Source organism: Variovorax sp. VNK109 (assembly GCF_049445855.1).
Classification (GTDB): Bacteria; Pseudomonadota; Gammaproteobacteria; order Burkholderiales; family Burkholderiaceae_C; genus JAGOCV01.
Genome location: NZ_JBMSDV010000005.1, coordinates 116,550 through 136,843, shown reverse-complemented (window position 1 = coordinate 136,843; position 20,294 = coordinate 116,550). Strand labels below are relative to the sequence as shown.

Annotated in this window: 21 protein-coding genes; 16 read left to right on the top strand and 5 right to left on the bottom strand. The window is 66.6% G+C overall.

The annotated features are described in order from the left end of the window. Positions 1–16: 16 nt before the first annotated feature. Positions 17–1,132 carry a substrate-binding domain-containing protein gene (locus ACO2Q9_RS17050; protein WP_423312977.1) on the bottom strand — a complete coding sequence of 372 codons (1,116 nt, stop codon included), beginning with the start codon at positions 1,130–1,132 and terminating at the stop codon, positions 17–19. Between the two features lie 129 nt (positions 1,133–1,261). Here ACO2Q9_RS17050 and ACO2Q9_RS17045 point away from each other — a divergent pair, with 129 nt between their 5' ends. The 3 genes from ACO2Q9_RS17045 to ACO2Q9_RS17035 all read left to right on the top strand — a co-directional run bounded on the left by ACO2Q9_RS17045 (position 1,262) and on the right by ACO2Q9_RS17035 (position 3,575). Then, complete coding sequence (locus ACO2Q9_RS17045; RefSeq protein WP_423312976.1) at positions 1,262–2,008, top strand: ABC transporter permease; 747 nt, start codon at positions 1,262–1,264, stop codon at positions 2,006–2,008. Next, the gene (locus ACO2Q9_RS17040; protein WP_423312975.1) at positions 2,005–2,748 is read left to right on the top strand and encodes a phosphate ABC transporter ATP-binding protein; all 744 of its coding nucleotides are present in this window, start codon (positions 2,005–2,007) and stop codon (positions 2,746–2,748) included. Before ACO2Q9_RS17045 ends, ACO2Q9_RS17040 begins: the two co-directional genes overlap by 4 nt. Positions 2,749–2,816: 68 nt before the next feature. Further along, entirely contained in the window at positions 2,817–3,575 is a 759-nt protein-coding gene (locus ACO2Q9_RS17035; protein WP_423313252.1) for an extracellular solute-binding protein, read from the top strand. A gap of 26 nt (positions 3,576–3,601) precedes the next feature. Here the strand turns inward: ACO2Q9_RS17035 and modC are convergent, their stop codons facing one another. The 3 genes from modC to modA are packed head-to-tail and all read right to left on the bottom strand — an operon-like array spanning position 3,602 to position 6,172. Then, complete coding sequence (gene modC / locus ACO2Q9_RS17030; RefSeq protein WP_423312974.1) at positions 3,602–4,699, bottom strand: molybdenum ABC transporter ATP-binding protein; 1,098 nt, start codon at positions 4,697–4,699, stop codon at positions 3,602–3,604. Beyond that, a complete protein-coding gene (gene modB, locus ACO2Q9_RS17025) occupies positions 4,696–5,382 on the bottom strand; it encodes a molybdate ABC transporter permease subunit (protein ID WP_423312973.1) in 687 nt (228 codons plus the stop codon). The genes modC and modB overlap by 4 nt, the downstream gene beginning before the upstream one ends. A 7-nt stretch (positions 5,383–5,389) precedes the next feature. After that, on the bottom strand, positions 5,390–6,172 hold the full coding sequence (gene modA / locus ACO2Q9_RS17020) for a molybdate ABC transporter substrate-binding protein (protein WP_423312972.1): 783 nt from the start codon (positions 6,170–6,172) through the stop codon (positions 5,390–5,392). A gap of 208 nt (positions 6,173–6,380) precedes the next feature. On the opposite strand from modA, the gene ACO2Q9_RS17015 reads away from it, so the two are divergent. The 7 genes from ACO2Q9_RS17015 to ACO2Q9_RS16985 are packed head-to-tail and all read left to right on the top strand — an operon-like array spanning position 6,381 to position 12,527. Continuing rightward, positions 6,381–7,364: a Bug family tripartite tricarboxylate transporter substrate binding protein gene (locus tag ACO2Q9_RS17015; RefSeq protein ID WP_423312971.1), complete on the top strand. Its 984-nt coding sequence runs from the start codon at positions 6,381–6,383 to the stop codon at positions 7,362–7,364. Between the two features lie 4 nt (positions 7,365–7,368). Then, the gene (locus ACO2Q9_RS17010) at positions 7,369–7,836 is read left to right on the top strand and encodes a MarR family winged helix-turn-helix transcriptional regulator (RefSeq protein ID WP_423312970.1); all 468 of its coding nucleotides are present in this window, start codon (positions 7,369–7,371) and stop codon (positions 7,834–7,836) included. Positions 7,837–7,851: 15 nt separating this feature from the next. Beyond that, on the top strand, positions 7,852–9,537 hold the full coding sequence (locus tag ACO2Q9_RS17005; protein ID WP_423313251.1) for an FAD-dependent monooxygenase: 1,686 nt from the start codon (positions 7,852–7,854) through the stop codon (positions 9,535–9,537). An 18-nt stretch (positions 9,538–9,555) separates the two neighbouring features. After that, positions 9,556–9,762 carry a DUF2783 domain-containing protein gene (locus tag ACO2Q9_RS17000; protein ID WP_423312969.1) on the top strand — a complete coding sequence of 69 codons (207 nt, stop codon included), beginning with the start codon at positions 9,556–9,558 and terminating at the stop codon, positions 9,760–9,762. Between the two features lie 36 nt (positions 9,763–9,798). Continuing rightward, complete coding sequence (locus ACO2Q9_RS16995; RefSeq protein ID WP_423312968.1) at positions 9,799–10,344, top strand: VOC family protein; 546 nt, start codon at positions 9,799–9,801, stop codon at positions 10,342–10,344. Between the two features lie 14 nt (positions 10,345–10,358). Continuing rightward, positions 10,359–11,687 carry a fumarylacetoacetase gene (gene fahA / locus ACO2Q9_RS16990; RefSeq protein WP_423312967.1) on the top strand — a complete coding sequence of 443 codons (1,329 nt, stop codon included), beginning with the start codon at positions 10,359–10,361 and terminating at the stop codon, positions 11,685–11,687. A gap of 45 nt (positions 11,688–11,732) precedes the next feature. Further along, positions 11,733–12,527, top strand: a complete 795-nt coding sequence (locus ACO2Q9_RS16985) for a TOBE domain-containing protein (protein WP_423312966.1) — start codon at positions 11,733–11,735, stop codon at positions 12,525–12,527. Positions 12,528–12,562: 35 nt separating this feature from the next. Here the strand turns inward: ACO2Q9_RS16985 and ACO2Q9_RS16980 are convergent, their stop codons facing one another. Beyond that, the gene (locus ACO2Q9_RS16980; protein WP_423312965.1) at positions 12,563–13,702 is read right to left on the bottom strand and encodes a sigma-54-dependent Fis family transcriptional regulator; all 1,140 of its coding nucleotides are present in this window, start codon (positions 13,700–13,702) and stop codon (positions 12,563–12,565) included. A 121-nt stretch (positions 13,703–13,823) separates the two neighbouring features. On the opposite strand from ACO2Q9_RS16980, the gene ACO2Q9_RS16975 reads away from it, so the two are divergent. The 6 genes from ACO2Q9_RS16975 to ACO2Q9_RS16950 are packed head-to-tail and all read left to right on the top strand — an operon-like array spanning position 13,824 to position 20,291. Beyond that, positions 13,824–14,294 carry a (2Fe-2S)-binding protein gene (locus ACO2Q9_RS16975; protein WP_423312964.1) on the top strand — a complete coding sequence of 157 codons (471 nt, stop codon included), beginning with the start codon at positions 13,824–13,826 and terminating at the stop codon, positions 14,292–14,294. 16 nt (positions 14,295–14,310) lie between these two features. After that, positions 14,311–16,692 (top strand): xanthine dehydrogenase family protein molybdopterin-binding subunit, encoded by a 2,382-nt coding sequence (locus ACO2Q9_RS16970; protein ID WP_423312963.1) that lies wholly within the window; start codon positions 14,311–14,313, stop codon positions 16,690–16,692. 19 nt (positions 16,693–16,711) lie between these two features. Beyond that, entirely contained in the window at positions 16,712–17,506 is a 795-nt protein-coding gene (locus ACO2Q9_RS16965) for an FAD binding domain-containing protein (protein WP_423312962.1), read from the top strand. 4 nt (positions 17,507–17,510) lie between these two features. Beyond that, complete coding sequence (locus ACO2Q9_RS16960; RefSeq protein WP_423312961.1) at positions 17,511–18,404, top strand: AAA family ATPase; 894 nt, start codon at positions 17,511–17,513, stop codon at positions 18,402–18,404. A 3-nt stretch (positions 18,405–18,407) separates the two neighbouring features. Next, positions 18,408–19,604, top strand: coding sequence for a vWA domain-containing protein (locus ACO2Q9_RS16955; protein WP_423312960.1), 1,197 nt, complete (start codon positions 18,408–18,410; stop codon positions 19,602–19,604). Between the two features lie 30 nt (positions 19,605–19,634). Further along, entirely contained in the window at positions 19,635–20,291 is a 657-nt protein-coding gene (locus tag ACO2Q9_RS16950; RefSeq protein WP_423312959.1) for a CoxG family protein, read from the top strand. Positions 20,292–20,294 lie beyond the last annotated feature (3 nt).

Sequence of the window (20,294 nt, the reverse complement as noted above, 5' to 3'; positions counted from 1 at the left end):
CGCAACTGCAGGCCGCTCACGCCGGCCCGGTGGCTCGCGCCTTCTCGCGGCGGAAGCTCCACCATGGCAGCAGGCGGCGCATCGACAGCACTTCGCCGCTCTGGATCGGGGTGTAGCCGGGCAGGGCGCCCAGTTGCTGCTGCCACGCAAGCGTACGCAGCACGTCGAGCAGGGCCCGTGTTGCCGGTTGCTCCAGCGCCGACTTCAGACAGACGAGGTGATAGCGCTCCTGCAGCAGGGGAACGAAGTCCAGGCCCGCGGCGCGCGCAGCTGATTCGATGACAAGGCCTGCGTCCGCGCTGCCTGCGGCGACGGCCTGCGCCACGGCCGAGTGCGATGTCTCCGCGCGCTCGTAGCCGTTGAGCGCATTGCCGTCGCGCTTGCACTGCGCCAGCATTTCCTCAAGCAGCACGCGCGTGCCGGTGCCCAGCGGCCGGTTGACGTAGCGGAGCTTGCGCGAGATCACGTCGTCCAGCGAGGTGATGCGCTTGGGATTGCCTCGCGCGACCACCAGCCCCTGGCTGCGCAACGCGAAGCCGATGATCTTGTGCAGCCCGGGCTTGAGCAGCGGCTGGTAGATCTGCTGCGCGAGCGTGCCGGTGGCGGGCTGCTCGAGTGTGTGGAAGCCCGCCATCACGCAGCGCCCTTCGTTGAGCGCCTGGATCGCGTCCACACTGCCGGTGAAGCGGATGTCCAGGTGCAGCCGTGCATGCGCGGACGCATGCTCGCGCAACGCGACCAGCGCATCGTCATGGCTGGCGTAGAAGGTCAGGACGTGGGCCGCGTCGTCGAAGGCAACGGCGAAGGCGCGTTCCAGGTCGGCGTGCAATGCCTCGATCTGCGGCGCAAGACGGGCCTGCGCCTGCCGCTCGGCCCACAGCAGCTTGTCGCCGAACTCGGACAGACGCGCGGGCTGCCCCTTGTCCCAGACGATGAGCGAGTGGCCGAGCTCCTGTTCCCAGCGCTTGAGCTCACCCCATACATGGCGGTAGGACAGGTCCAGTGCCTTTGCCGCCCCGGAGATCGAGCCCTGCTCCCGCACGGCGTTGAGCAGGTCCATCAGCGGATTGCGGATCAGCGCGCCGGTGCTGCGTTGCCCGGCCAGCGAGTAGGAGAGTTCGACTTTGCGCACCGCAGGAGTGTGCCTGAAAGAGCTGCATCTCCGGGTGCACGGCTGGCTCGGCGAACCTATGCATGAGATTGCATAACTCGCCAACCCCGATGGAGGGTTGTTGCTCCTGCCGTTAGGATGCGACGCCCCATGAATGGTTTTTCATATGCCCTGAGCACGGCCTGGCAGCTGATCGTCTCTGTCGATCCTGCACTGATGGCCATCGTCGCGCGGTCCCTGTCGGTGAGCGCCACGGCCTGCGTGCTCGCCTGTACGTTCGGTCTGGTGCTCGGCGCATGGCTGGGCACGGCGCGCTTTGCCGGACGCGATGCGGTGCTCACCGTGCTCAACACCTTTCTCGCATTGCCCTCGGTGGTGGTGGGCCTTGTGATCTACCTGCTGCTGTCGCGCTCGGGCCCGCTGGGTTTCCTGGGCTGGCTGTTTTCGTTCAAGGCCATGGTGCTGGCACAGACGGTGCTGGTGCTGCCGATGGTGACCGCGCTGACCCGCCAGGTGGTGGAAGACGCAGACCGTGCCCACGGCGAGCAACTGCGCTCGCTCGGCGCGGGGACGCTGCGGCGCAGCCTGCTGCTGGTGGCCGATGAGCGCTATGCCTTGCTCACGGTGCTGATCGCTGCTTTTGGCCGTGCGGTGTCGGAAGTGGGCGCGGTGATGGTGGTGGGCGGCAACATCGACGGCTTCACGCGCGTCATGACGACGGCCATCGCGCTGGAGACGAGCAAGGGCGACCTGCCGCTGGCGGTGGCGCTGGGCATCGTGCTGCTGCTCGTGGTGCTGGTGCTCAACGCGCTGATTTCGGTCGTGCGCCGCTGGCGCGAACGCGTGGATGGCGGCGCCGCCGATCTGCCGCATGCCACGCGAGGCATCACCGCATGAGGACGGATGTCCTGCCGGCAGGCGAGGCACGGGGCGTGGCGACCACATCGCCACCGGTCGTCGGCTTGCGCCATGTGGATGTGCGCTATGGCGCCGTGCGCGCACTTCACGACGTATCGCTCACCGTGGCAGCGGGCGAACGTGTCGCGCTGATCGGCGCCAACGGCAGCGGCAAGAGCACGCTGCTGCGTGTGATGCACGGCCTCGTCACGACCAGCGGCGGCGCGGTGACACGCAGTGCGTCGGCGCGCCAGGCCATGCTGTTCCAGCGGCCGCACATGATGCGCATGAGCGTGCACACCAACGTGGCGCTCGGACTCTGGCTGGGCGGCATGGGCTGGAGCGACGCGAAAGCGCGGGCGCATGCGGCACTCGCGCGCACCGGCATGCAGGAGCTGGCCACGCGCAATGCACGCACGCTCTCGGGCGGCCAGCAGCAGCGGCTGGCGCTGGCCCGTGCGTGGGCCTTGCAGCCCGACGTGCTGCTGCTGGACGAACCCACGGCCAGCCTCGACCCGACCGCCAAGCGCGATGTGGAAGCACTGGTCGCCGAATTCGCGGCGCGCGATGGCATGACGCTCGTCTTCAGCAGCCACAACCTGGGCCAGGTGAAGCGCCTGGCCAGCCGCGTGATCTATCTCGAGCAGGGCCGGCTGGTGGCCGACCTGCCGGTGCACGAATTCTTCAACGGGCCGCTGCCCGAAGAAGCCCGCTTGTTTGTCAAAGGAGAACTCATATGAACGTCCATGCATCTTCCCGCCTTCGCCGCGCGCTGCTAGCCGCCGCATTCGTTGTGCCGCTGTTCGGCATGGCCTCTGCCGCCAGTGCGCAGGCCATCACGATGGCATCCACCACGTCCACGGAGCAATCGGGCCTCTTCGGCCATCTGCTGCCCGAGTTCAAGAAGGCCAGTGGCATCGACATCAAGGTCGTGGCCGTGGGCACCGGCCAGGCCATCGACATGGCCAGACGCGGAGACGCCGATGTGCTGTTCGTGCACGACACGGTGGCCGAGGAGAAGTTCGTTGCCGACGGCTTCGCAGCCAGGCGCCTTCCGGTGATGTACAACGACTTCGTGCTCGTCGGCCCCAAGGACGATCCGGCGAAGACCAGGGGCAACGACATCGTGGAAGCGCTCAAGAAGGTCTCGGCCGCCAACGCGCCGTTCATTTCGCGCGGCGACAAAAGCGGCACGCATGCGGCGGAACTGCGCTACTGGAACCAGGCGGGCCTGGCCAGCGCCAAGGGCACGGGCTACAAGGAATGCGGTTGTGGCATGGGCCCGGCGCTCAACATCGGTTCGTCATCCAACGGCTATGTGCTGGCCGACCGCGGCACCTGGCTGAGCTTCAAGAACCGTGGCGACCTGGTGGTGCTGGTGGAAGGTGACAAGCGCCTGTTCAACCAGTATGGCGTGATGGTGGTGAGCCCCGCGAAATTCCCGCACCTGAAGGCGGCCGAAGCGCAGAAGTTCGTGGACTGGATCGTGTCGCCGGCCGGGCAGTCGACCATCGCCGCGTACAAGATCGGCGGCGAGCAGTTGTTCTTCCCGAACGCGGGCAAGTAAGCCCGAGGCCTGCGGTTGGCCGGACCTCAACCCAGGACCGCGACGCCCTTGATCTGCGCGAACACACGCTGGCCCGGCGCGAGGGCCAGCGTTTGCGCCGACCGCTGCGTCACACGCGCGAGGATCCGCACGCCCGACACATCCAGCGCCACCATGCGCTGGCCCGGGCTGTCGTCTTCGACACCCGCCACCGTTGCAGGCAGGATGTTCAGGATGCTCGTGTCCTGTTGCGGCTGCAGCGTGAGGCTCACGTCGCGCGCCTGGATGCGCAGGCGCACCGCGTCGCCCGTCGCACGGGCCGTGGTGCTCGTGAGCAGCAGGCTCCCGCCTGCGAAGCCGACCTGCGTGAGGTGATCCGCTGCGTCATGCGCCATGACGCGCCCCTCGACGATGGCGCTGGCCGTGTCGCCGTGCGCGAGCGGCAGGTCCAGCCGTGTGAGCATGGCCTGCGTGTCCCCGCTCGCGACGACGCGGCCCGCATCCATCAGCACCAGATGATCCGCAAGACGCGCGACCTCATCGAGCGCATGACTCACATAGACCATCGGAATGTCGAGTTCCGCGTGCAGCTTCTCCAGGTACGGCAGAACCTCGGCCTTGCGCTGTGCATCCAGCGCCGAAAGCGGTTCGTCCAGCAGCAGCAGGCGCGGGCTCGTGGCGAGTGCGCGCGCGATGCCCACGCGCTGGCGTTCGCCGCCGGACAAGGTCTGCGGCTTGCGGTCCATCAGGTGCGGGATGCCCAGCAGTTCGACGGCCTGTTCCAGTGGCACGCGACGCCCGGCCGCCGGCACGCGCTTCATGCCGAACTCCACATTGCCGCGCACATCGAGATGGTCGAACAGGCTCGCTTCCTGGAACACGTAGCCCAAGGGGCGTCGATGCGTCGGGACGAAGGTCGCCGCGTCCTGCCAGACCTCGCCCTTCATGTGCAGATGCCCGGCCGGTGTGCGCTCGAGACCAGCCAGTGCACGTAGCGTCGTCGTCTTGCCGCAGCCCGACGGGCCGAACAGCGCGCTGATGCCGCTGCCCGGCAGGTCGAGCGCGACGTCGAGCGTGAAGGCCTCGCGCTCGATGCGGAAGCGCGCATCGATCCGGCCGGACGTGTGCGATGGAGATGCGCTCATCGCGTCCCCCGCCGTTGCCCCGTGGGATTGAGCAGGTACAGCGAGAGCAGCACCACGAACGAGAACGCCACCATGCCGCCGGCCAGCCAGTGCGCCTGCGCGTACTCGATGGCTTCCACGTGGTCGTAGATCTGCACGGAAACCGTGCGCGTTGTCCCGGGGATGTTGCCGCCGATCATCAGCACCACGCCGAATTCACCGACGGTGTGCGCGAAACCCATCACCGTGGCGGTGAGGTAGCCGGGGCGCGCGAGCGGCAACGCCACGTTGAAAAACGTGTCGAGCTTCGATGCGCGCAGTGTGGCCGCGGCTTCGAGCGGGCGGTCACCCATCGCCTCGAATGCGTTCTGGATCGGCTGCACGACGAAGGGCATCGAATACAGCACCGAGCCGACCACGAGGCCCGCGAAGCTGAAGGGCAGGATGCCGATGCCGATGGACTGTGTGAACTGGCCGATGGGGCCGTTCGGGCCCATGCTCACCAGAAGGTAGAAGCCCAGCACCGAAGGCGGCAACACGAGGGGCAGGGCGACCATCGCGCCCACGGGCCCCTTGAGCCATGAACGTGTGCGCGACAACCACCAGGCCAGCGGCGTGCCGACAAGCAGCAGGATGAGCGTCGTCAAACCCGCCAGCTTGAGCGTGAGGACGATGGCACTCAGGGCTGCGTCGGCACCGGGCATGGTCAGATCAGAGGTCGTAACCGTAGGAGCGGATCACGGTCTTGATCTTGTCGGTCCTGAGGTATTGCATGAGCGCGATGGCGGCCTTGTTGTCCTTGCCCTTGCTGAGCAGCACCGCGTCCTGGCGGATGGGGTTGTGCAGGTTGGCCGGCACGATCCAGCCCGAACCGCTCTTGATCTTGCCGTTGTCGTAGACCTGCGACAGCGCGACGAAGCCGAGTTCGGCGTTGCCGGTGGAGATGAAGGTGAAGGTCTGGCCGATGCTCTCGCCGGTGACGAACTTGGGTGACACGGCGTCCAGCAGATTCAGCTTCGTCAGCGCCTCGACCGCGGCAGCGCCGTAGGGCGCGAGCCTGGGCGCGGCGATGGCGATGTTGCGGAACGCGTTCTTCTTCAACACGTCGCCGTTCGCGTCCACCACGTCGGGCCGGGCGGACCACAGCACCAGCTTGCCGGTGGCGTAGGTGAAGCGCGAGCCCGCGACCGCGTCGCCTTCCCTGTCGAGTCGGGCGGGGGTTTCGTCGTCGGCAGCCAGGAACACCTCGAATGGCGCGCCGCTCTTGATCTGCGCGTAGAACTTGCCGGTGGCCCCGAAGGACAGCTCGGCCTTGTGACCGGTTTCCTTCTCGAAGGTTTCGGCGATGGCCTTCATCGGGGCGGTGAAGTTGGCCGCCACGGCGACCTGCACGGTGTCGGCCGCCGCAGCACCGGCGAAGAAGAAGGCACCGAAGGCGGCGGACAGGAGGGAAAACAGGGGGGAAGACAGGGACGGGAAGGGGGTGGAACGCATTGCAGCTCCGCTATTACCTTGATGAATAACGGGCGGAGTCTAGCACCGCTGCAAACCGGCGTCAGAAGACCTCGATCTGTTCGCGGGCAAAAAGTTGCGCGCGCAACCATCAGGGTAGACACCTAGTTGCGCGCGCAACCATCTGGTCTAGACTCTGCCGCACTGACCTGCATCAAGGTCTGCGTTTCATCCTGGAGATAAGCCCCTCATGTCCCGATTCAGCCAAGTGGCGCGCAAATTGCTGCCCGCTGTTCTTCTCGCGTCTGCAGTTGCCACCACCGTTTCCGCACAGACCTTTCCCAATCGCCCGATCGAATGGGTCGTGCCATACCCCGCCGGTGGCGGCACCGACATCGTGGCCCGCGTGCTGGCCCAGCCGATGAGCGGCACGCTTGGACAGCAACTCGTGATCATCAACAAGCCGGGTGCTGCCACCAACATCGGCGCCGACTACACCGCGAAGGCGAAGCCGGACGGTCATGTGCTGATGTCGGCCGACACCGCCACGCTCGCGGCCAATCCGTTCCTCTACAGCAAGCTGTCGTACAGCGCCGAAAAGGATCTCGCGCCCATCGGCCTGACGGTGCGCTTTCCGATGATCCTGGTCGTCAACCCGAACCTGCCGGTGAAAAATCTCGCCGAGTTCACCGCCTGGTCGAAGACGCAAGGCCAGGGTGCCAGCTACGCCACGCCTGGCTCGGGCAGCCCGCACCACCTCGCCTCCGAACTGTTCCGCGAGATGACCAGGCTGAACCTGGTGCACGTGCCGTACCGCGGCGCGGCGCCTGCCGTGCAGGACGTGGTGGGTGGCCAGGTGCCGTTCATGTTCGTCGACACCGCCAGTGGGCAGCAGTTCATCAGCAGCGGCAAGCTGCGCGCCATCGGCGTTGCCAGCCCGCAGCGCGTGAAGAACTTCGAGGACATCCCGACGCTTGCCGAGCAGGGCCTCAAGGGCTTCGAAGCGTTCGCCTGGCAAGGCGTGGCCGTGCCTGCCGGCACGCCGGCGGATGTGGTGGAGAAGCTGAACAAGTCGTTGCTTGCCGCGCTGGACAACACCGAGGTGAAGGCACGCCTGCAGGCCATGGGCCTGGAAGTCACGCCGGGCAGCCCGAAGCAGATGGCCGACTACGCCGCTGCCGAGCGCGCGAAGTGGGGCAAGGTCATCAAGGCTGCCGGCATCAAGGTCGACTGATCCCATGCCCCGGCTGCTCACCGGCGTGTCGCTGGATCGCACCTTCACCTACCGGCTGCACCTGTTGCACAAGGTGACCGATCTGGAGAGCCAGCGTGCCTACGTCGAGGAAACCGGTCTGTCCATCGGCGACGGCCGTTGTCTTTCCGCCGTCGGTGCCTTCGGCCCGCTGTCGGTGAACGACCTGGCCCGCGCGGCCAACCTCACCAAGGGCCAGGCCAGCCGTTCCGCCCAGTACCTGGTGGAGCAGGGCCTGGTGCGCAAGGACAACGATGCCGAGGACGGCCGTGGCGTCGTGCTTGCGCTCACGGCGTCCGGCCGCAAGTCATGGCAGAAGGTGATCGACCTCGTCGAGCGCCGCAATCAGGAAATCTTCGGCTGTCTGGACGACGAAGACCTGGCCACGCTGAGTCGCCTGCTCGACCGGCTGAACGCCCACGCCGCTGACGAAGGCGGCACACCAGAAGAATGATTGGCTGAACGCCCCATGCACACGCCCACGCGCGAGCCGCGCAGTTCCATCTACTACGACTACAAGGTCTTCGAGGCCTGGGTTCCTTCTGCGCATCCGCAGGTGCAGGAAGCGCAGGTGGTCATTGCCGGCACGGGCCCGGCCGGCCTGACGGCAGCGCTCGAACTCGCACGCCATGGTGTGCGCAGCGTGCTGCTGGAGTCCGAGCTCCAGGTGTCCGAAGGCAGCCGGGCCATTGTCTTCACACGCCGCTCCATGGAAATCCTGCAGCAGGTCGGCGTGGCCCACCGAGTGGTGGCAAGCGGCCTGCCCTGGCGTCATGGCAATTCGTTCTATCGCGGCCAGCGCGTGTTCCGCATGGAAGCGCCGCACAGCGATGACGACCGCTTCTTTCCGATGACCAACCTCCAGCAGCAATATCTGGAGGAATACCTCGTCGATGCGGCGCTGGCCCATCCGCTCATCGAACTGCGCTGGGGAAACCGCGTGCAGAACGTGAGCCAGGACGCCGATGCGGTGAGCCTCGACATCGACACGCCCGAAGGTCCGTACACACTCAAGGCCGGCTGGCTCGTCGCCGCCGATGGCGCACGTTCGGGCATCCGCAGCCAGCTCGGCGTGAAGATGGAAGGCGCGTCCTACGAAGGCCGCTTCGTCATCGCCGACATCCGCATCGACCTGCCGCTACCCACCGAACGCCTCGCGTTTTTCGACCCCGAGTGGAACCCCGGCAACACCGTGCTGATGCATCGCGAGCCGCACGGCATCTGGCGGGTGGACTACCAGTTGCCCGCTGGCGAAACACCCGAACAGGCGCTGACCACCGGATCGCTCACCACGCGCATCAACGCACTGCTCGCGCAAATCGGCCATGGCGACAAACCGTGGGAGATGGACTGGAGTTCTGTCTATTCCGCGCGCACGCTCACGTTGCCGGATTACGTGAATGGCCGCGTGCTTTTCATCGGGGATGCGGCGCACATGCTGCCGATCTTCGGCGTGCGCGGCGCGAACACCGCGTTCCAGGACGCGCAGTCCCTCGGCTGGCATCTGGGACTCGTCGCCAGCGGCAGGGCCTCGCGCGCGCTGCTGGGCAACTTCAGCCGCGAACGCGTGGGCGCTGCGCGCGAGATCATCGACGAAGCGGGCAAGAGCACGCGCTTCATGACGCCGCCGTCGCGGGGCTTCCGGCTGCTGCGCGATGCGGTGCTGTCGCTCTCGCTCACCGAGGAGTTCGTGCGGCCGCTGTACCACTGGCGTACGTCGCGACCGCACGAGTACACGAACTCCGCCCTCAACGCGGCGGACGACGATAACCTGCGCTTCACGGCCGGCCTTGCCAATGGCGCGCCGCCGCGCAACGTCAAACTGGGCGAAGGCAACCATCTGCTCGATCACCTGGGGGGTGGCTTCGACCTGCTGTATTTCGGTGACGCTGTTCCTGCAGACATCACCGCTGTCGTGGACGCGGCGAAGAAGCGCGGGCTGCCCGTGCGCGTCACCGCTGTCGGTGCGAACCCGTCCGCCGACGGCACTGACCAGACGCTCGTGGATGCCACGGGCCGTGTGCATGCGGCATACGGCGTGGAAGAGACGGGCGCTGCCTACCTGCTGCGGCCCGACCAGCACACCTGTGGCCGCTGGCTCGTGCTCGATGCGGCGCGACTGAAATCCACGCTCGACCGTCTGCTCGCCGTCTGAAGGCAGGGAAAGACATCCATGAACGCAATCGACCCTACCTCGCCCACCACGCCGAAGCTCGACATCGGCGGACTCGAAGCCGTTTACGACGCGCTGGCCACCGCCATCGACGCGGCGGGATCGAAGTCCGAGCTGATGCTCGTCAAGCTCGCGCTGCTCCATGCGCGCGACACTGGCGAAGAGGCTTTCCTGCGTCATCTCGAGAGTGCCGCGCGCGACCTCTGAATACTTCCAGACACGCAATACACACCGGAGAACTCCATGCTCGTCAAAAGCGTCCATCACGTCGCCTACCGCTGCATCGATGCGAAGAAAACCGTCGAGTGGTACGAAAAGCACCTGGGCATGAAATTCGTGCTCGCCATCGCCGAGAACGAAGTGCCTTCCACCAAGGCACCCGACCCCTACATGCATGTCTTCCTGGACGCCGGCAACGGCAATGTGCTCGCGTTTTTCGAGCTGCCCAGCCAGCCGCCGATGGACCGCGACCGCAACACCCCGGCCTGGGTGCAGCATCTGGCACTGAAGGTCGAGTCCATGGACGCGCTGCTCAAGGCCAAGGCCAGCCTCGAAGCCGCAGGCGTCGAGGTGCTGGGCCCGACCGATCACACCATCTTCAAGTCGATCTACTTCTTCGACCCGAATGGTCACCGCCTCGAACTCGCGGCCGACACGGCCACGCCGAAGATGATGAAGATGCTCGACGACGTGAAGTGGGACATGCTCAATGAATGGGCAGAAACCCGCCGCGCACCCAACCATGCCGCCTGGATGCATGATGGCAGCCTGGCCGCCGAACACGCCTGAACTTCCGAGACACCATGAGCCCACTGCTGAACGAAACCCATGATCCCGCGCTGAAGAGCTGGGTCGCATCCGCCAACCTCGCCGGCGCCGACTTCCCGATCCAGAACCTGCCCTTTGCCGTCTTCCGTCGCAAGGGCAGTGCCGAAGCCTTCCGTGGTGGCGTTGCCATCGGTGACCAGGTGCTCGACCTTGGGGCTGCAGGTGAAGCGGGCGTTCTCGGTGCAGCGGGATCTCCCGCCGCCGTGGCTGCAAGTGCCGGCGGCAGGGAGAGCTTGAACGCGTTGATGGCACTGGGCACGAAGCACTGGAGTGCGTTGCGGACGGCGCTCTCCCGTGCGTTGCGCGAAGGCGCGGCGGAGCAGGCTCCGCTCGCTGCGTGCCTCGTTCCGCAGGCCGACGTCGAATACACCACGCCCGCGCGCATCGGCGACTACACCGACTTCTACACCTCGGTGCACCACGCCACCAACATCGGCCGCCAGTTCCGTCCGGACAACCCGCTGCTGCCCAACTACAAGTGGGTGCCGATCGGCTATCACGGCCGTGCGTCGAGCATTGCCGTGTCGGGACAGAAGTTCGCCCGGCCGGTGGGGCAAGTGATGGCGCCCGGCGCCGAAGCGCCCGTGGTCAAACCGAGTGCCAGGCTGGACATCGAACTCGAACTCGGCATCTTCATCGGCAGCGGCAATGCGCTGGGCGACCCGATCCGCATGACGGAAGCGGAAGACCACGTCTTCGGCATCTGCCTGCTCAACGACTGGTCGGCACGTGACCTGCAGGCATGGGAGTACCAGCCCCTCGGCCCGTTCCTTGCCAAGAATTTCGCGACCACCATCTCGCCGTGGATCGTGACGCTGGAAGCGCTTGCGCCTTATCGCGTCGCGTTCGAGCGGCCCGAGGGCGACCCGCAACCGCTGCCGTACCTCGATTCGCCTGCCAACCGTGCGCAGGGTGCGTTCGACATCCAGCTGCAGGTGCTGCTGCAGACCGCCAATGCCGCGAAAGCCGGCACCGCGCCGCACGCCATCGTGCAGACCAGCTACCGCCACGCCTACTGGACGGTGGCGCAGATGGTGACGCACCACACCGTGAACGGCTGCAACCTGCAGCCCGGCGACCTGTTCGGCAGCGGCACGCTCTCCGGCCCCACGCTGGACCAGGCCGGTGCACTGATCGAACTCACCACCGGCGGCAAGAACCCGATTTCGCTGCCGGGCGGCGAGACGCGCACCTACCTCGAAGATGGCGACACTGTCGTACTGCGCGGCTGGTGCGAGAAGCCGGGTGCCGCGCGCATCGGGTTTGGTGATTGCGCGGGAACGGTGCTGCCCGCGCGTGCCTGAGCGCCGGCTTCTGGCTCAGGCGCATGCTGCGCGACAATGCGCTGCATGCCCAAGCCACTGCGCCCCGCTGACCCGCGCCCTGCCTACACCTCCGCCTTGGGGCAACCCTCAGCGGACAAGCGCATCGACATCCTGCGCCTCATCGCGCGCAGCGGTTCCATCTCGCAGGCCGGGCGTGATGCCGGCGTGAGCTACAAGGCCGCGTGGCAGGCCATCGACACGCTGACCAACCTGGCCGGTGTGCCACTGGTGGAGCGTGTGGTGGGTGGCACTGGCGGCGGAGGTGCGCAGGTGACCGAAGCAGGGCGGCAACTGCTCGCTGCGGCAGACGAACTCGACCGTGCGCGTGCGCAGGTCCTGGCACGGCTCCAGTCGGGCAATGCGCCGGACTCTTCTCCTCGCACGCTTTCGCGCCTGGCCATCCGTACCAGCATGCGCAACCAGTTGCCGTGCACCGTTGCATCCATCGAAGGGCAGGGGCAGATCGTGCGTGTGATCTTGCGGCTGCCGGAAGGCGATGCGCTGTTGTCGAGCATCACACGTGAGAGCGCAGAACTGCTGGGACTCGTGGAGGGGCTGCAGGTGCTCGCGCTGTGCAAGGCCACGGCCGTTTCGATCACACGTACCGAAGCACCCGACGTGGCATCGAACACTGCAACGCAGCTCGAAGGTCGCGCTTCACGCGTGTCACGCGGCGAAACGGGCGACGAAGTGGCGGTGTCGATCGGTGGTGGCCTGCAGCTCGTCGGCTTCGCGCCGCCGGGCTCGGGTCTGCGAACCGGCAGCCGTGTCGCGTTGCGCGTGGAGGCATCGGCCGTCGTCATCGCATTGGCAGAATAGCGGCACAGAACAACAAGCGGAGGCCGCGCCTGCGCCTATGACCGCGGCTTCTGCCCCAGCTTGCGGTACACCGTCGCGCGGCTGATGCCCAGCACGCGGGCGGCTTCGGCCACGTTGCCACGGGCGTCGTCCACGGCCTTGCGGATCCATGCGTGTTCCGCGTCACGCAGCGGCACGGCCTTCCGTGTTGGTCCATGCATGCCGTGCTTGTCGTCGCGGGGCAGCGCCAGCGCCTGAAGACGCAGGCCTGACCACAGCGGCACGTCCTGCGGCGCGGCTTCGGTACCGACCTGCGCACGCCGCGCCGCGTCGAAGAGGAGTTCCCACGGCATCGCGAAGAGATCGCTGCAATGCAGGCGCCCCGCCTGCATGAGGACGGGCTGCGGCAGCATCTGCCGCGCGACCGGGTTGCTCCCGGTGACGAAGCCATCCTCGTCGAGTGCGAGCAGGCCGTCCGACTCGCCGCCCATGTCCCGGCCGGGCCAGTTCAGGCGCAGCAGGACCGCATGCGGCTGGCCGAGCACGAGCGCGTTCTCGATGCTGCGGGCGGATTGCGTGACCAGGTGCTTGAGTTCGGGGCGCTCGGGTACTTCGATGCCCGTGAGGTCGAGCATGCCGGCGCACTGGCCGTCGGGGCCCATGAGCGGCGCGCCCGCGCAACTGTAGATGCTGGTGTCCTGGAAGAAATGTTCGCCACGATGCAACCACACCGGCATGCGCTCGCTGAGCGCGGCGCTGATGGCAGTCGTGCCGACGGAGCGCTCGGACAGATCGACGCCGACGCGCGCGATCATGCTGGCACGACGGTCGTTGCGGTCGATGACGCCATGCGTGTCCACCACCGTGCCATGGGCGTCGGTGAGGATGGCGAAGTAACGGGTGTTGGCAATGGCGTGCGCCAGGCGCTCGAGCACTGGCCTCGCAGCTTCCACCAGCGGCCGGTTCGCTTCACTCGTGTGGCGCATCGCCTGTGCGGACACGACGTCGAAAGCAACTTCCTGCGAAGGCGTCTGGCCGCTCGCGAGGCAGCGTTGCCACGACTGCGCGATCCACGGCGCAACGCGCGTGTCGGTGCTGGCGCCGTCCTGCAGGACGGCGTGACGGGCCTGCTCGATCAGGGCGAGGCGGTCGGCGGCGACTTGTTGCGGTGCGGCATTCATGGCGAGTTGTTCCATTTTGAGAATTTCCCGGTTTTGCCGCAAGCCTCTAGGGTTTTTGCTAACCGGGGTCGTCAGGTCGGCTTCAACAATGAATCGGCGACAGACCTCAATACAAACCCACGATCGGAGACAAACCATGAAGGTCCAGTTCAAGGTCAATGGCCAGGGCGCGAGCGTTGACGTTCCCCCCAACACGCTCCTGGTTCACGCGATACGGGAGCACCTGCAGCTCACCGGCACGCACGTCGGCTGCGACACCGCGCAATGCGGCGCATGCACCGTCATGCTGAACGGGCGTGCCATCAAATCGTGCAATACGCTGGCCGTGCAGCACGACGGCGCCGAGATCACCACCATCGAAGGGCTCGCTTCGGCCGACGGCACCATGCACCCGATGCAGGCGGCGTTCAAGGAGTGCCACGGCCTGCAATGCGGGTTCTGCACGCCCGGCATGGTGATCAGCGCGGTGGACCTCTGCCAGCGCCATCCCAAGGCGGGCGAGGGCGAGATCCGCGAACTGCTCGAAGGCAACATCTGCCGCTGCACCGGTTACCAGAACATCGTCAAGGCCGTGCAGCAGGGCCGCACCGCCATGGCTTCGGCCTGAACGAAGGAGAAGGCACATGGGCGCATCCGACTTCTCCAAGCTGCCGCACATCGGCGAGGCTGTCCGCCGCAAGGAGGACTACCGCTTCCTCACCGGCGCGGGCAACTACACCGACGACATCAACCTGGCCAACCAGAAGGTGGCCGTGTTCGTGCGCTCGCCGCATGCGCACGCGACCATCCACAAGATCGACACATCGCGTGCCAGGGCGGCGCCGGGCGTGAAGGCCGTCTTCACCGGCGAGGACGTGGCCAACGACAAGATCAACGGGTTGCCTTGCGGCTGGCTCATCACCAGCACTGACGGCACGCCGATGAAGGAGCCGCCGCACCCGATCCTTGCGCAGGGCAAGGTGCGCTACGTGGGCGACCACGTGGCCATGGTGGTGGCCGACACGCTCGAGAACGCGAAGAACGCCGCCGAACTGGTGGACGTGGACTACCACGTGCTCGACGCCGTGGTGCACGTCTCGGACGCGGCGCGCAAGCAGGGCCCGGCACTGCATGACGCCGCGCCCGACAACCACTGCTACAAGTGGGCCATCGGCGACAAGTCGCAGGTGGATGCGGCGTTCGCCAAGGCCGCGCATGTGACGAAGCTCGACCTGTACAACAACCGCCTCGTGCCGAACGCGATGGAGCCGCGCGCGGCCATCGGCTCGTACAACCGGGCGAGTGACGAGTACACGCTCTATGTCTCCAACCAGAACCCGCACGTCGAGCGGCTGCTGATGACCGCCTTCGTCATGGGCCTGCCCGAGCACAAGGTGCGCGTGATCGCACCCGACGTGGGCGGCGGCTTCGGCTCGAAGATCTACCTGTACGCGGAAGACGTGTGCCTGACCTGGGCTGCGAAGAAGCTCAACTGTTCGATCAAGTGGACGGCCGACCGCAGCGAAGCGTTCCTGTCGGACGCGCACGGGCGGGACCACATCAGTCACGCCGAGATGGCCATGGACAAGGACGGCAAGTTCCTTGCGCTGCGTGTGCACACCGACGCGAACCTGGGCGCTTACCTGTCCACCTTCTCGACGGCGGTGCCGACCATCCTCTACGCCACGCTGCTTGCGGGTCAGTACACGACGCCGCAGGTGTATGTGGAAGTGGATGCGTGGTTCACCAACACCGCACCGGTGGACGCGTACCGCGGCGCAGGCCGGCCCGAGGCGACCTACCTGCTCGAGCGCCTCGTCACGCGCTGCGCCTGGGAGATGAACCTGGGGCAGGACGAAATCCGCAAGCGCAACTTCATCACGAGCTTCCCGTACCAGACACCGGTGGCGCTGCAGTACGACGTGGGCGACTACCACGCGTGCATGGACAAGGCGAAAGATCTCGCCGACGTGAAAGGCTACGACACACGCAAGGCCGCGACCGAAGCGAAAGGCCTGAAGCGTGGCATCGGCTATTCGAGCTACATCGAGGCCTGCGGCATCGCACCCTCGAACATTGCAGGTGCGCTCGGCGCGCGGGCGGGCCTGTTCGAATGTGGTGAGGTGCGCGTGCATCCGACGGGCAGCGTGACGGTGTTCACCGGATCGCACAGTCATGGCCAGGGCCACGAGACCACGTTCGCGCAGGTGGTGGCCAGCCGCCTCGGCATCGCGGTCGAAGCGGTGGACGTGGTGCATGGCGACACGGGCCGCGTGCCGTTCGGCATGGGCACCTACGGTTCGCGCTCCATCTCGGTGGGTGGCGCCGCCATCATGCGCGCGCTCGACAAGATCGAGGCCAAGGCCAAGAAGATTGCGGCGCATCTGCTGGAAGCGAGCGACGCCGACATCGACTTTGCCAATGGCGAGTTCACCGTCCGAGGCACCGACAAGAAAGTGCCGTTCGGCCAGATCGCACTCACCGCCTATGTGCCGCACAACTATCCGCTCGACAAACTGGAGCCGGGCCTGAACGAAACCGCGTTCTACGACCCGACCAACTTCACCTTCCCCGCAGGCACCTACATCTGCGAGGTGGAAGTGGACCCTGCCACCGGCGTGGTGCGCGTGGACCGCTTCACGGCGGTGGACGATTTCGGCACCATCATCAATCCGATGATCGTCGAAGGCCAGGTGCACGGCGGGCTGGTACAGGGCATCGGACAGGCGTTGCTGGAGAACTGCGTGTACGACCGCGACACCGGCCAGTTGCTCACCGGCAGCTTCATGGACTACGCCATGCCGCGCGCCGATGACTTTCCCGAGTTCAAGCTGGATACCGTCTGCACACCCTGCAGCCACAACCCGCTGGGCACCAAGGGCTGCGGCGAAGCAGGCGCCATCGGCTCACCGCCGGCGGTGATCAACGCCGTGCTCGACGCGCTGCGTCCGCTGGGCGTGAAGGACTTCGACATGCCCGCATCGCCCAGCCGCGTGTGGGAAGCCATCCAGGTCGCCAAGGCCTGAACCCTGAAGGAGACACACCATGTATGCATTCACCTTCGAACGTGCTTCCACCGTCGCCGACGCAGCGCGCCATGCGGGCGCCGGCGGCAAGCTGCTGGCCGGCGGGCAGACGCTGCTCGCTTCGATGAAGCTGCGCCTGTCCAGCCCGGAAACGCTGGTCGATCTGGCTGGCGTGAAGGAGCTCGCAGGCGTGCGGCGCGAGGGCAATTCGCTGGTCATCGGTGCCATGACGCGGCATGCCGATGTCGCGACGAACGCCGATGTGAAATCGGCCATTCCCGCGCTGGCCGATCTGGCCAGCCATATCGGTGACCGGCAGGTCCGCGCGATGGGCACACTCGGCGGCTCGGTGGCCAACAACGACCCTTCTGCCTGCTACCCGAGCGCCGTGCTGGCGCTGGGCGCGACGGTGCACACCGACAAACGCAAGATCGCCGCCGACGATTTCTTCCAGGGGATGTTCACCACGGCGCTGGAAGAGGGCGAGATCATCACCGCGATCAGTTTCCCTGTGGCCAAGCGCGCGGCATACCTGAAGTTCAAGCAGCCGGCCTCACGCTTTGCGCTGATCGGCGTGTTCGTTGCGCAGACCGATGGCGGCGTTCGCGTGGCGGTCACCGGCGGCGGCAACGGCGTATTCCGCCACAAGGGGCTGGAGGATGCGCTGAACAGGAGTTTCACGCCCGAGGCGGCCGCCTCGGTGAAGATCGACGCGGGCGATCTGAGCACCGATATCCACGCCTCGGCGGCGTACCGCGCAAATCTGATCAGCGTGCAGACGCAGCGCGCGGTGGCGAAGGCGCTGGCCGGATGACTGGATGAATTCGATCGATGCTGTCACGCAGGCCCTCGCGCTGGCGGGCTATCTCTCGGACCGGCGGCTCGCCACCGCCGTGTTCCTTGCGCTGAAACTCGGTCGCCCCCTGCTGCTCGAAGGCGAGCCGGGCGTCGGCAAAACCGAACTTGCCAAGGCGCTCGCCGCGGCGCTGTCACGTGAGCTCGTGCGCCTGCAGTGCTACGACGGGCTGGAGCAGCGCGAAGCGCTCTACGAATGGAATTACGCAGCGCAACTGCTGCACATGAAAGCGGCCGAGGCGGCACGCACCGGACAGGAGGCCGGGCATGTCGAGAGCGAGGTCTACCAGCCGCGCTATCTCATCCGCCGGCCGCTGCTGCAGGCCCTGCAGGCACCCGAGCCGGGGGCGGTATTGCTGATCGACGAGGTGGACCGTGCCGACGAACCCTTCGAAGCCTTCCTGCTCGAATACCTCGGCGAATACCAGGTGAGCATTCCGGAGCTGGGCACCATCCGCGCGACGCACGCGCCCGTGACCATCCTCACCAGCAACCGCACGCGTGAGCTCAACGACGCCGTGAAGCGGCGCTGTCTCTACCACTGGCTCGACTACCCGGACCGCGAGCGTGAACTGTCCATCGTGCGGGCCCGGGTGCCTGAAGCCGCGCCGCAGCTGGCTGATCAGGTGGCGGGTTTTGTCGGCAAGCTGCGCAGCGAGCCGTTCCGCAACGCGTTCCATCGCCCGCCCGGCATCGCGGAAAGTGTGGAGTGGGCCAAGGCGCTGGTCGCACTCGACACGCTGGCGCTGGACCCGGAGGTCGTCGCCGACACGGCGGGCATCCTTTTCAAGCAACGCGAGGACGTGGCCGCTCTCACGCACGAACTCAGCACGCAACTGCTGACCGGGGAGGCGTGACCCATGCTGCTTGGCGACGCGCGCTCCGGCAAGCTGGCCGACAACCTGTCCGGCTTCGGGCGTGCGTTGCGTCGCGCGGGTGTGCCGGTCGACAGTGCGCGCATTGCCCTCGCGCATGAGGCCGCATTGACGGTGGGCGTGCAAAGCAAGCCGGACTTCTCCGCTGCACTCGAAGCGGTATTCATCAGCCGCGAACAGGACCGCTTCGTGTTCCGGGAGCTTTTCGATGCGTACTTCCGTGACCCCGAGGTCGCGCAGAAACTGCTGTCGCAGATGCTGCCCACGGCGCAAGGCAAGGCCGAGCCCTCGAAGCGGCGGCCGCGTGTGAGCGAGGCACTCGCACCGCAGAAGAAATTCGGTTCCCCCGGGCCGGCAGCCGCGGAAACGCCCGTCGAGTTCGATGCGGCGATGACGGCCAGCGATGGTCAACGCCTTCGCAACGCGGACTTCAACCAGCTCACCGCCAGCGAGTACCTGCTGGTGGAGCGGCTTGCGCGCGAAGTGCCCTTGCCGCTGCCGACCTTCCCCGCGCGCCGGACGCGGGCGGGGCAACGTGGCCGCGCCGTGCACTGGCCGCGCGTCCTGCATGAAGCCGCACGCAGCGGGGGCGAGCCGTGGCGTCTGGCGCGCCGCACGCGACGCGAAGAGCCGTTGCCACTGCTGGTGCTGGTCGATGTCTCGGGGTCGATGGAACGCTACGCCCGCATGCTGCTCGCATTCCTGCATGCCGCCACGCGCGCCAACCGCCGGCGCGATGTCTTCGCATTCGGTACCGGCCTCACCGACCTGACCGAGGCCTTCCGCATCCGCGACGGCGACATGATGCTCACGCATGTGTCCAGCCTGATCACCGATTTTGCGGGCGGCACGCGGCTGGGCAATGCGCTCGCGCAACTGCGCCAGCATCATGCGCACCGCCTTGTCGGCCGCCGCACGCTGGTCCTGCTCATCAGTGATGGGCTGGACACCGGTGAGCCGGCGGAACTCGAACACGAACTCGCGTGGCTCAAGCGCCACTGCGGTCGCCTGCTATGGCTGAACCCGCTGCTGCGCTTCGAAGGTTATGCGCCCGTGGCGCGCGGCGCGGCCGTCCTGCATGACAAGGCAGACCGCATGCTCGCCGTCCACAACATCAGCCGGCTTCAGGACCTGGCCGGCAGTCTGGCACGGCTCGTGCGTCATGATCGACGTCACGTATAAAGGGACCCCGCAAACAAGGAAGCCACCGATATGGAGATGCAAGGAACGCGCAGTCTCGCCATCACGCAGCAGCAGGCATGGGACGCGTTGAACGACCCCGCGATCCTCAAGGCCTGTGTGCCGGGTTGCGACCGCCTGGAACCGGCCGGGGAGAACCAGTACGCCGTCGGCATGACGGTGAAGATCGGCCCGGTGTCGGCCAAGTTCTCCGGGAAGATCGTGCTGTCGGATATCGATCCACCGAAGAGCTACACCATCGCCTTCGAAGGGCAAGGTGGTGCAGCCGGCTTCGGCAAGGGCCAGTCGAAGGTCATCCTCGTGCCGCAGGAAGGCGGATGTGAACTCCAGTACACGGTGAATGCGCAGGTCGGCGGCAAGATCGCGCAGCTCGGTCAACGGCTCATCGACGGTGCGGCCAAGTCCATGGCCGAAGACTTCTTCAAACGCTTCGACGCCGAGATGAAGAAGCAGTACCCCGATGCATATGCGGCGCGTGAAGACGCGCAGGCGCAGGCCAAGGCCGAGCGATCGTTCGCGCCGACGGTGGCCATCTCCGGCGGTGCAGCGGGTACAGCCGCTGCTTCCACCGAAGCAGAAGACATGCCGTCCACGAAATCCGGTGTGCCGCCCTGGGTCTGGATCGTCGGCGCTGCGGTGGTGCTGGGTGCCATCGTCATGCTGATGTAGGCC

What these genes read in the sequence shown, in the direction of transcription:
- ACO2Q9_RS17045 (WP_423312976.1), top strand. Translation starts at nt 1,262, where the DNA reads ATGAATGGTTTTTCATATGCCCTGAGCACGGCCTGGCAGCTGATCGTC.
- ACO2Q9_RS17040 (WP_423312975.1), top strand. Translation starts at nt 2,005, where the DNA reads ATGAGGACGGATGTCCTGCCGGCAGGCGAGGCACGGGGCGTGGCGACC.
- ACO2Q9_RS17035 (WP_423313252.1), top strand. Translation starts at nt 2,817, where the DNA reads ATGGCCTCTGCCGCCAGTGCGCAGGCCATCACGATGGCATCCACCACG.
- modC (WP_423312974.1), bottom strand. Translation starts at nt 4,699, where the DNA reads ATGAGCGCATCTCCATCGCACACGTCCGGCCGGATCGATGCGCGCTTC.
- modB (WP_423312973.1), bottom strand. Translation starts at nt 5,382, where the DNA reads ATGCCCGGTGCCGACGCAGCCCTGAGTGCCATCGTCCTCACGCTCAAG.
- modA (WP_423312972.1), bottom strand. Translation starts at nt 6,172, where the DNA reads ATGCGTTCCACCCCCTTCCCGTCCCTGTCTTCCCCCCTGTTTTCCCTC.
- ACO2Q9_RS17015 (WP_423312971.1), top strand. Translation starts at nt 6,381, where the DNA reads ATGTCCCGATTCAGCCAAGTGGCGCGCAAATTGCTGCCCGCTGTTCTT.
- ACO2Q9_RS17010 (WP_423312970.1), top strand. Translation starts at nt 7,369, where the DNA reads ATGCCCCGGCTGCTCACCGGCGTGTCGCTGGATCGCACCTTCACCTAC.
- ACO2Q9_RS17005 (WP_423313251.1), top strand. Translation starts at nt 7,852, where the DNA reads ATGCACACGCCCACGCGCGAGCCGCGCAGTTCCATCTACTACGACTAC.
- ACO2Q9_RS17000 (WP_423312969.1), top strand. Translation starts at nt 9,556, where the DNA reads ATGAACGCAATCGACCCTACCTCGCCCACCACGCCGAAGCTCGACATC.
- ACO2Q9_RS16995 (WP_423312968.1), top strand. Translation starts at nt 9,799, where the DNA reads ATGCTCGTCAAAAGCGTCCATCACGTCGCCTACCGCTGCATCGATGCG.
- fahA (WP_423312967.1), top strand. Translation starts at nt 10,359, where the DNA reads ATGAGCCCACTGCTGAACGAAACCCATGATCCCGCGCTGAAGAGCTGG.
- ACO2Q9_RS16985 (WP_423312966.1), top strand. Translation starts at nt 11,733, where the DNA reads ATGCCCAAGCCACTGCGCCCCGCTGACCCGCGCCCTGCCTACACCTCC.
- ACO2Q9_RS16980 (WP_423312965.1), bottom strand. Translation starts at nt 13,702, where the DNA reads ATGGAACAACTCGCCATGAATGCCGCACCGCAACAAGTCGCCGCCGAC.
- ACO2Q9_RS16975 (WP_423312964.1), top strand. Translation starts at nt 13,824, where the DNA reads ATGAAGGTCCAGTTCAAGGTCAATGGCCAGGGCGCGAGCGTTGACGTT.
- ACO2Q9_RS16970 (WP_423312963.1), top strand. Translation starts at nt 14,311, where the DNA reads ATGGGCGCATCCGACTTCTCCAAGCTGCCGCACATCGGCGAGGCTGTC.
- ACO2Q9_RS16965 (WP_423312962.1), top strand. Translation starts at nt 16,712, where the DNA reads ATGTATGCATTCACCTTCGAACGTGCTTCCACCGTCGCCGACGCAGCG.
- ACO2Q9_RS16960 (WP_423312961.1), top strand. Translation starts at nt 17,511, where the DNA reads ATGAATTCGATCGATGCTGTCACGCAGGCCCTCGCGCTGGCGGGCTAT.
- ACO2Q9_RS16955 (WP_423312960.1), top strand. Translation starts at nt 18,408, where the DNA reads ATGCTGCTTGGCGACGCGCGCTCCGGCAAGCTGGCCGACAACCTGTCC.
- ACO2Q9_RS16950 (WP_423312959.1), top strand. Translation starts at nt 19,635, where the DNA reads ATGGAGATGCAAGGAACGCGCAGTCTCGCCATCACGCAGCAGCAGGCA.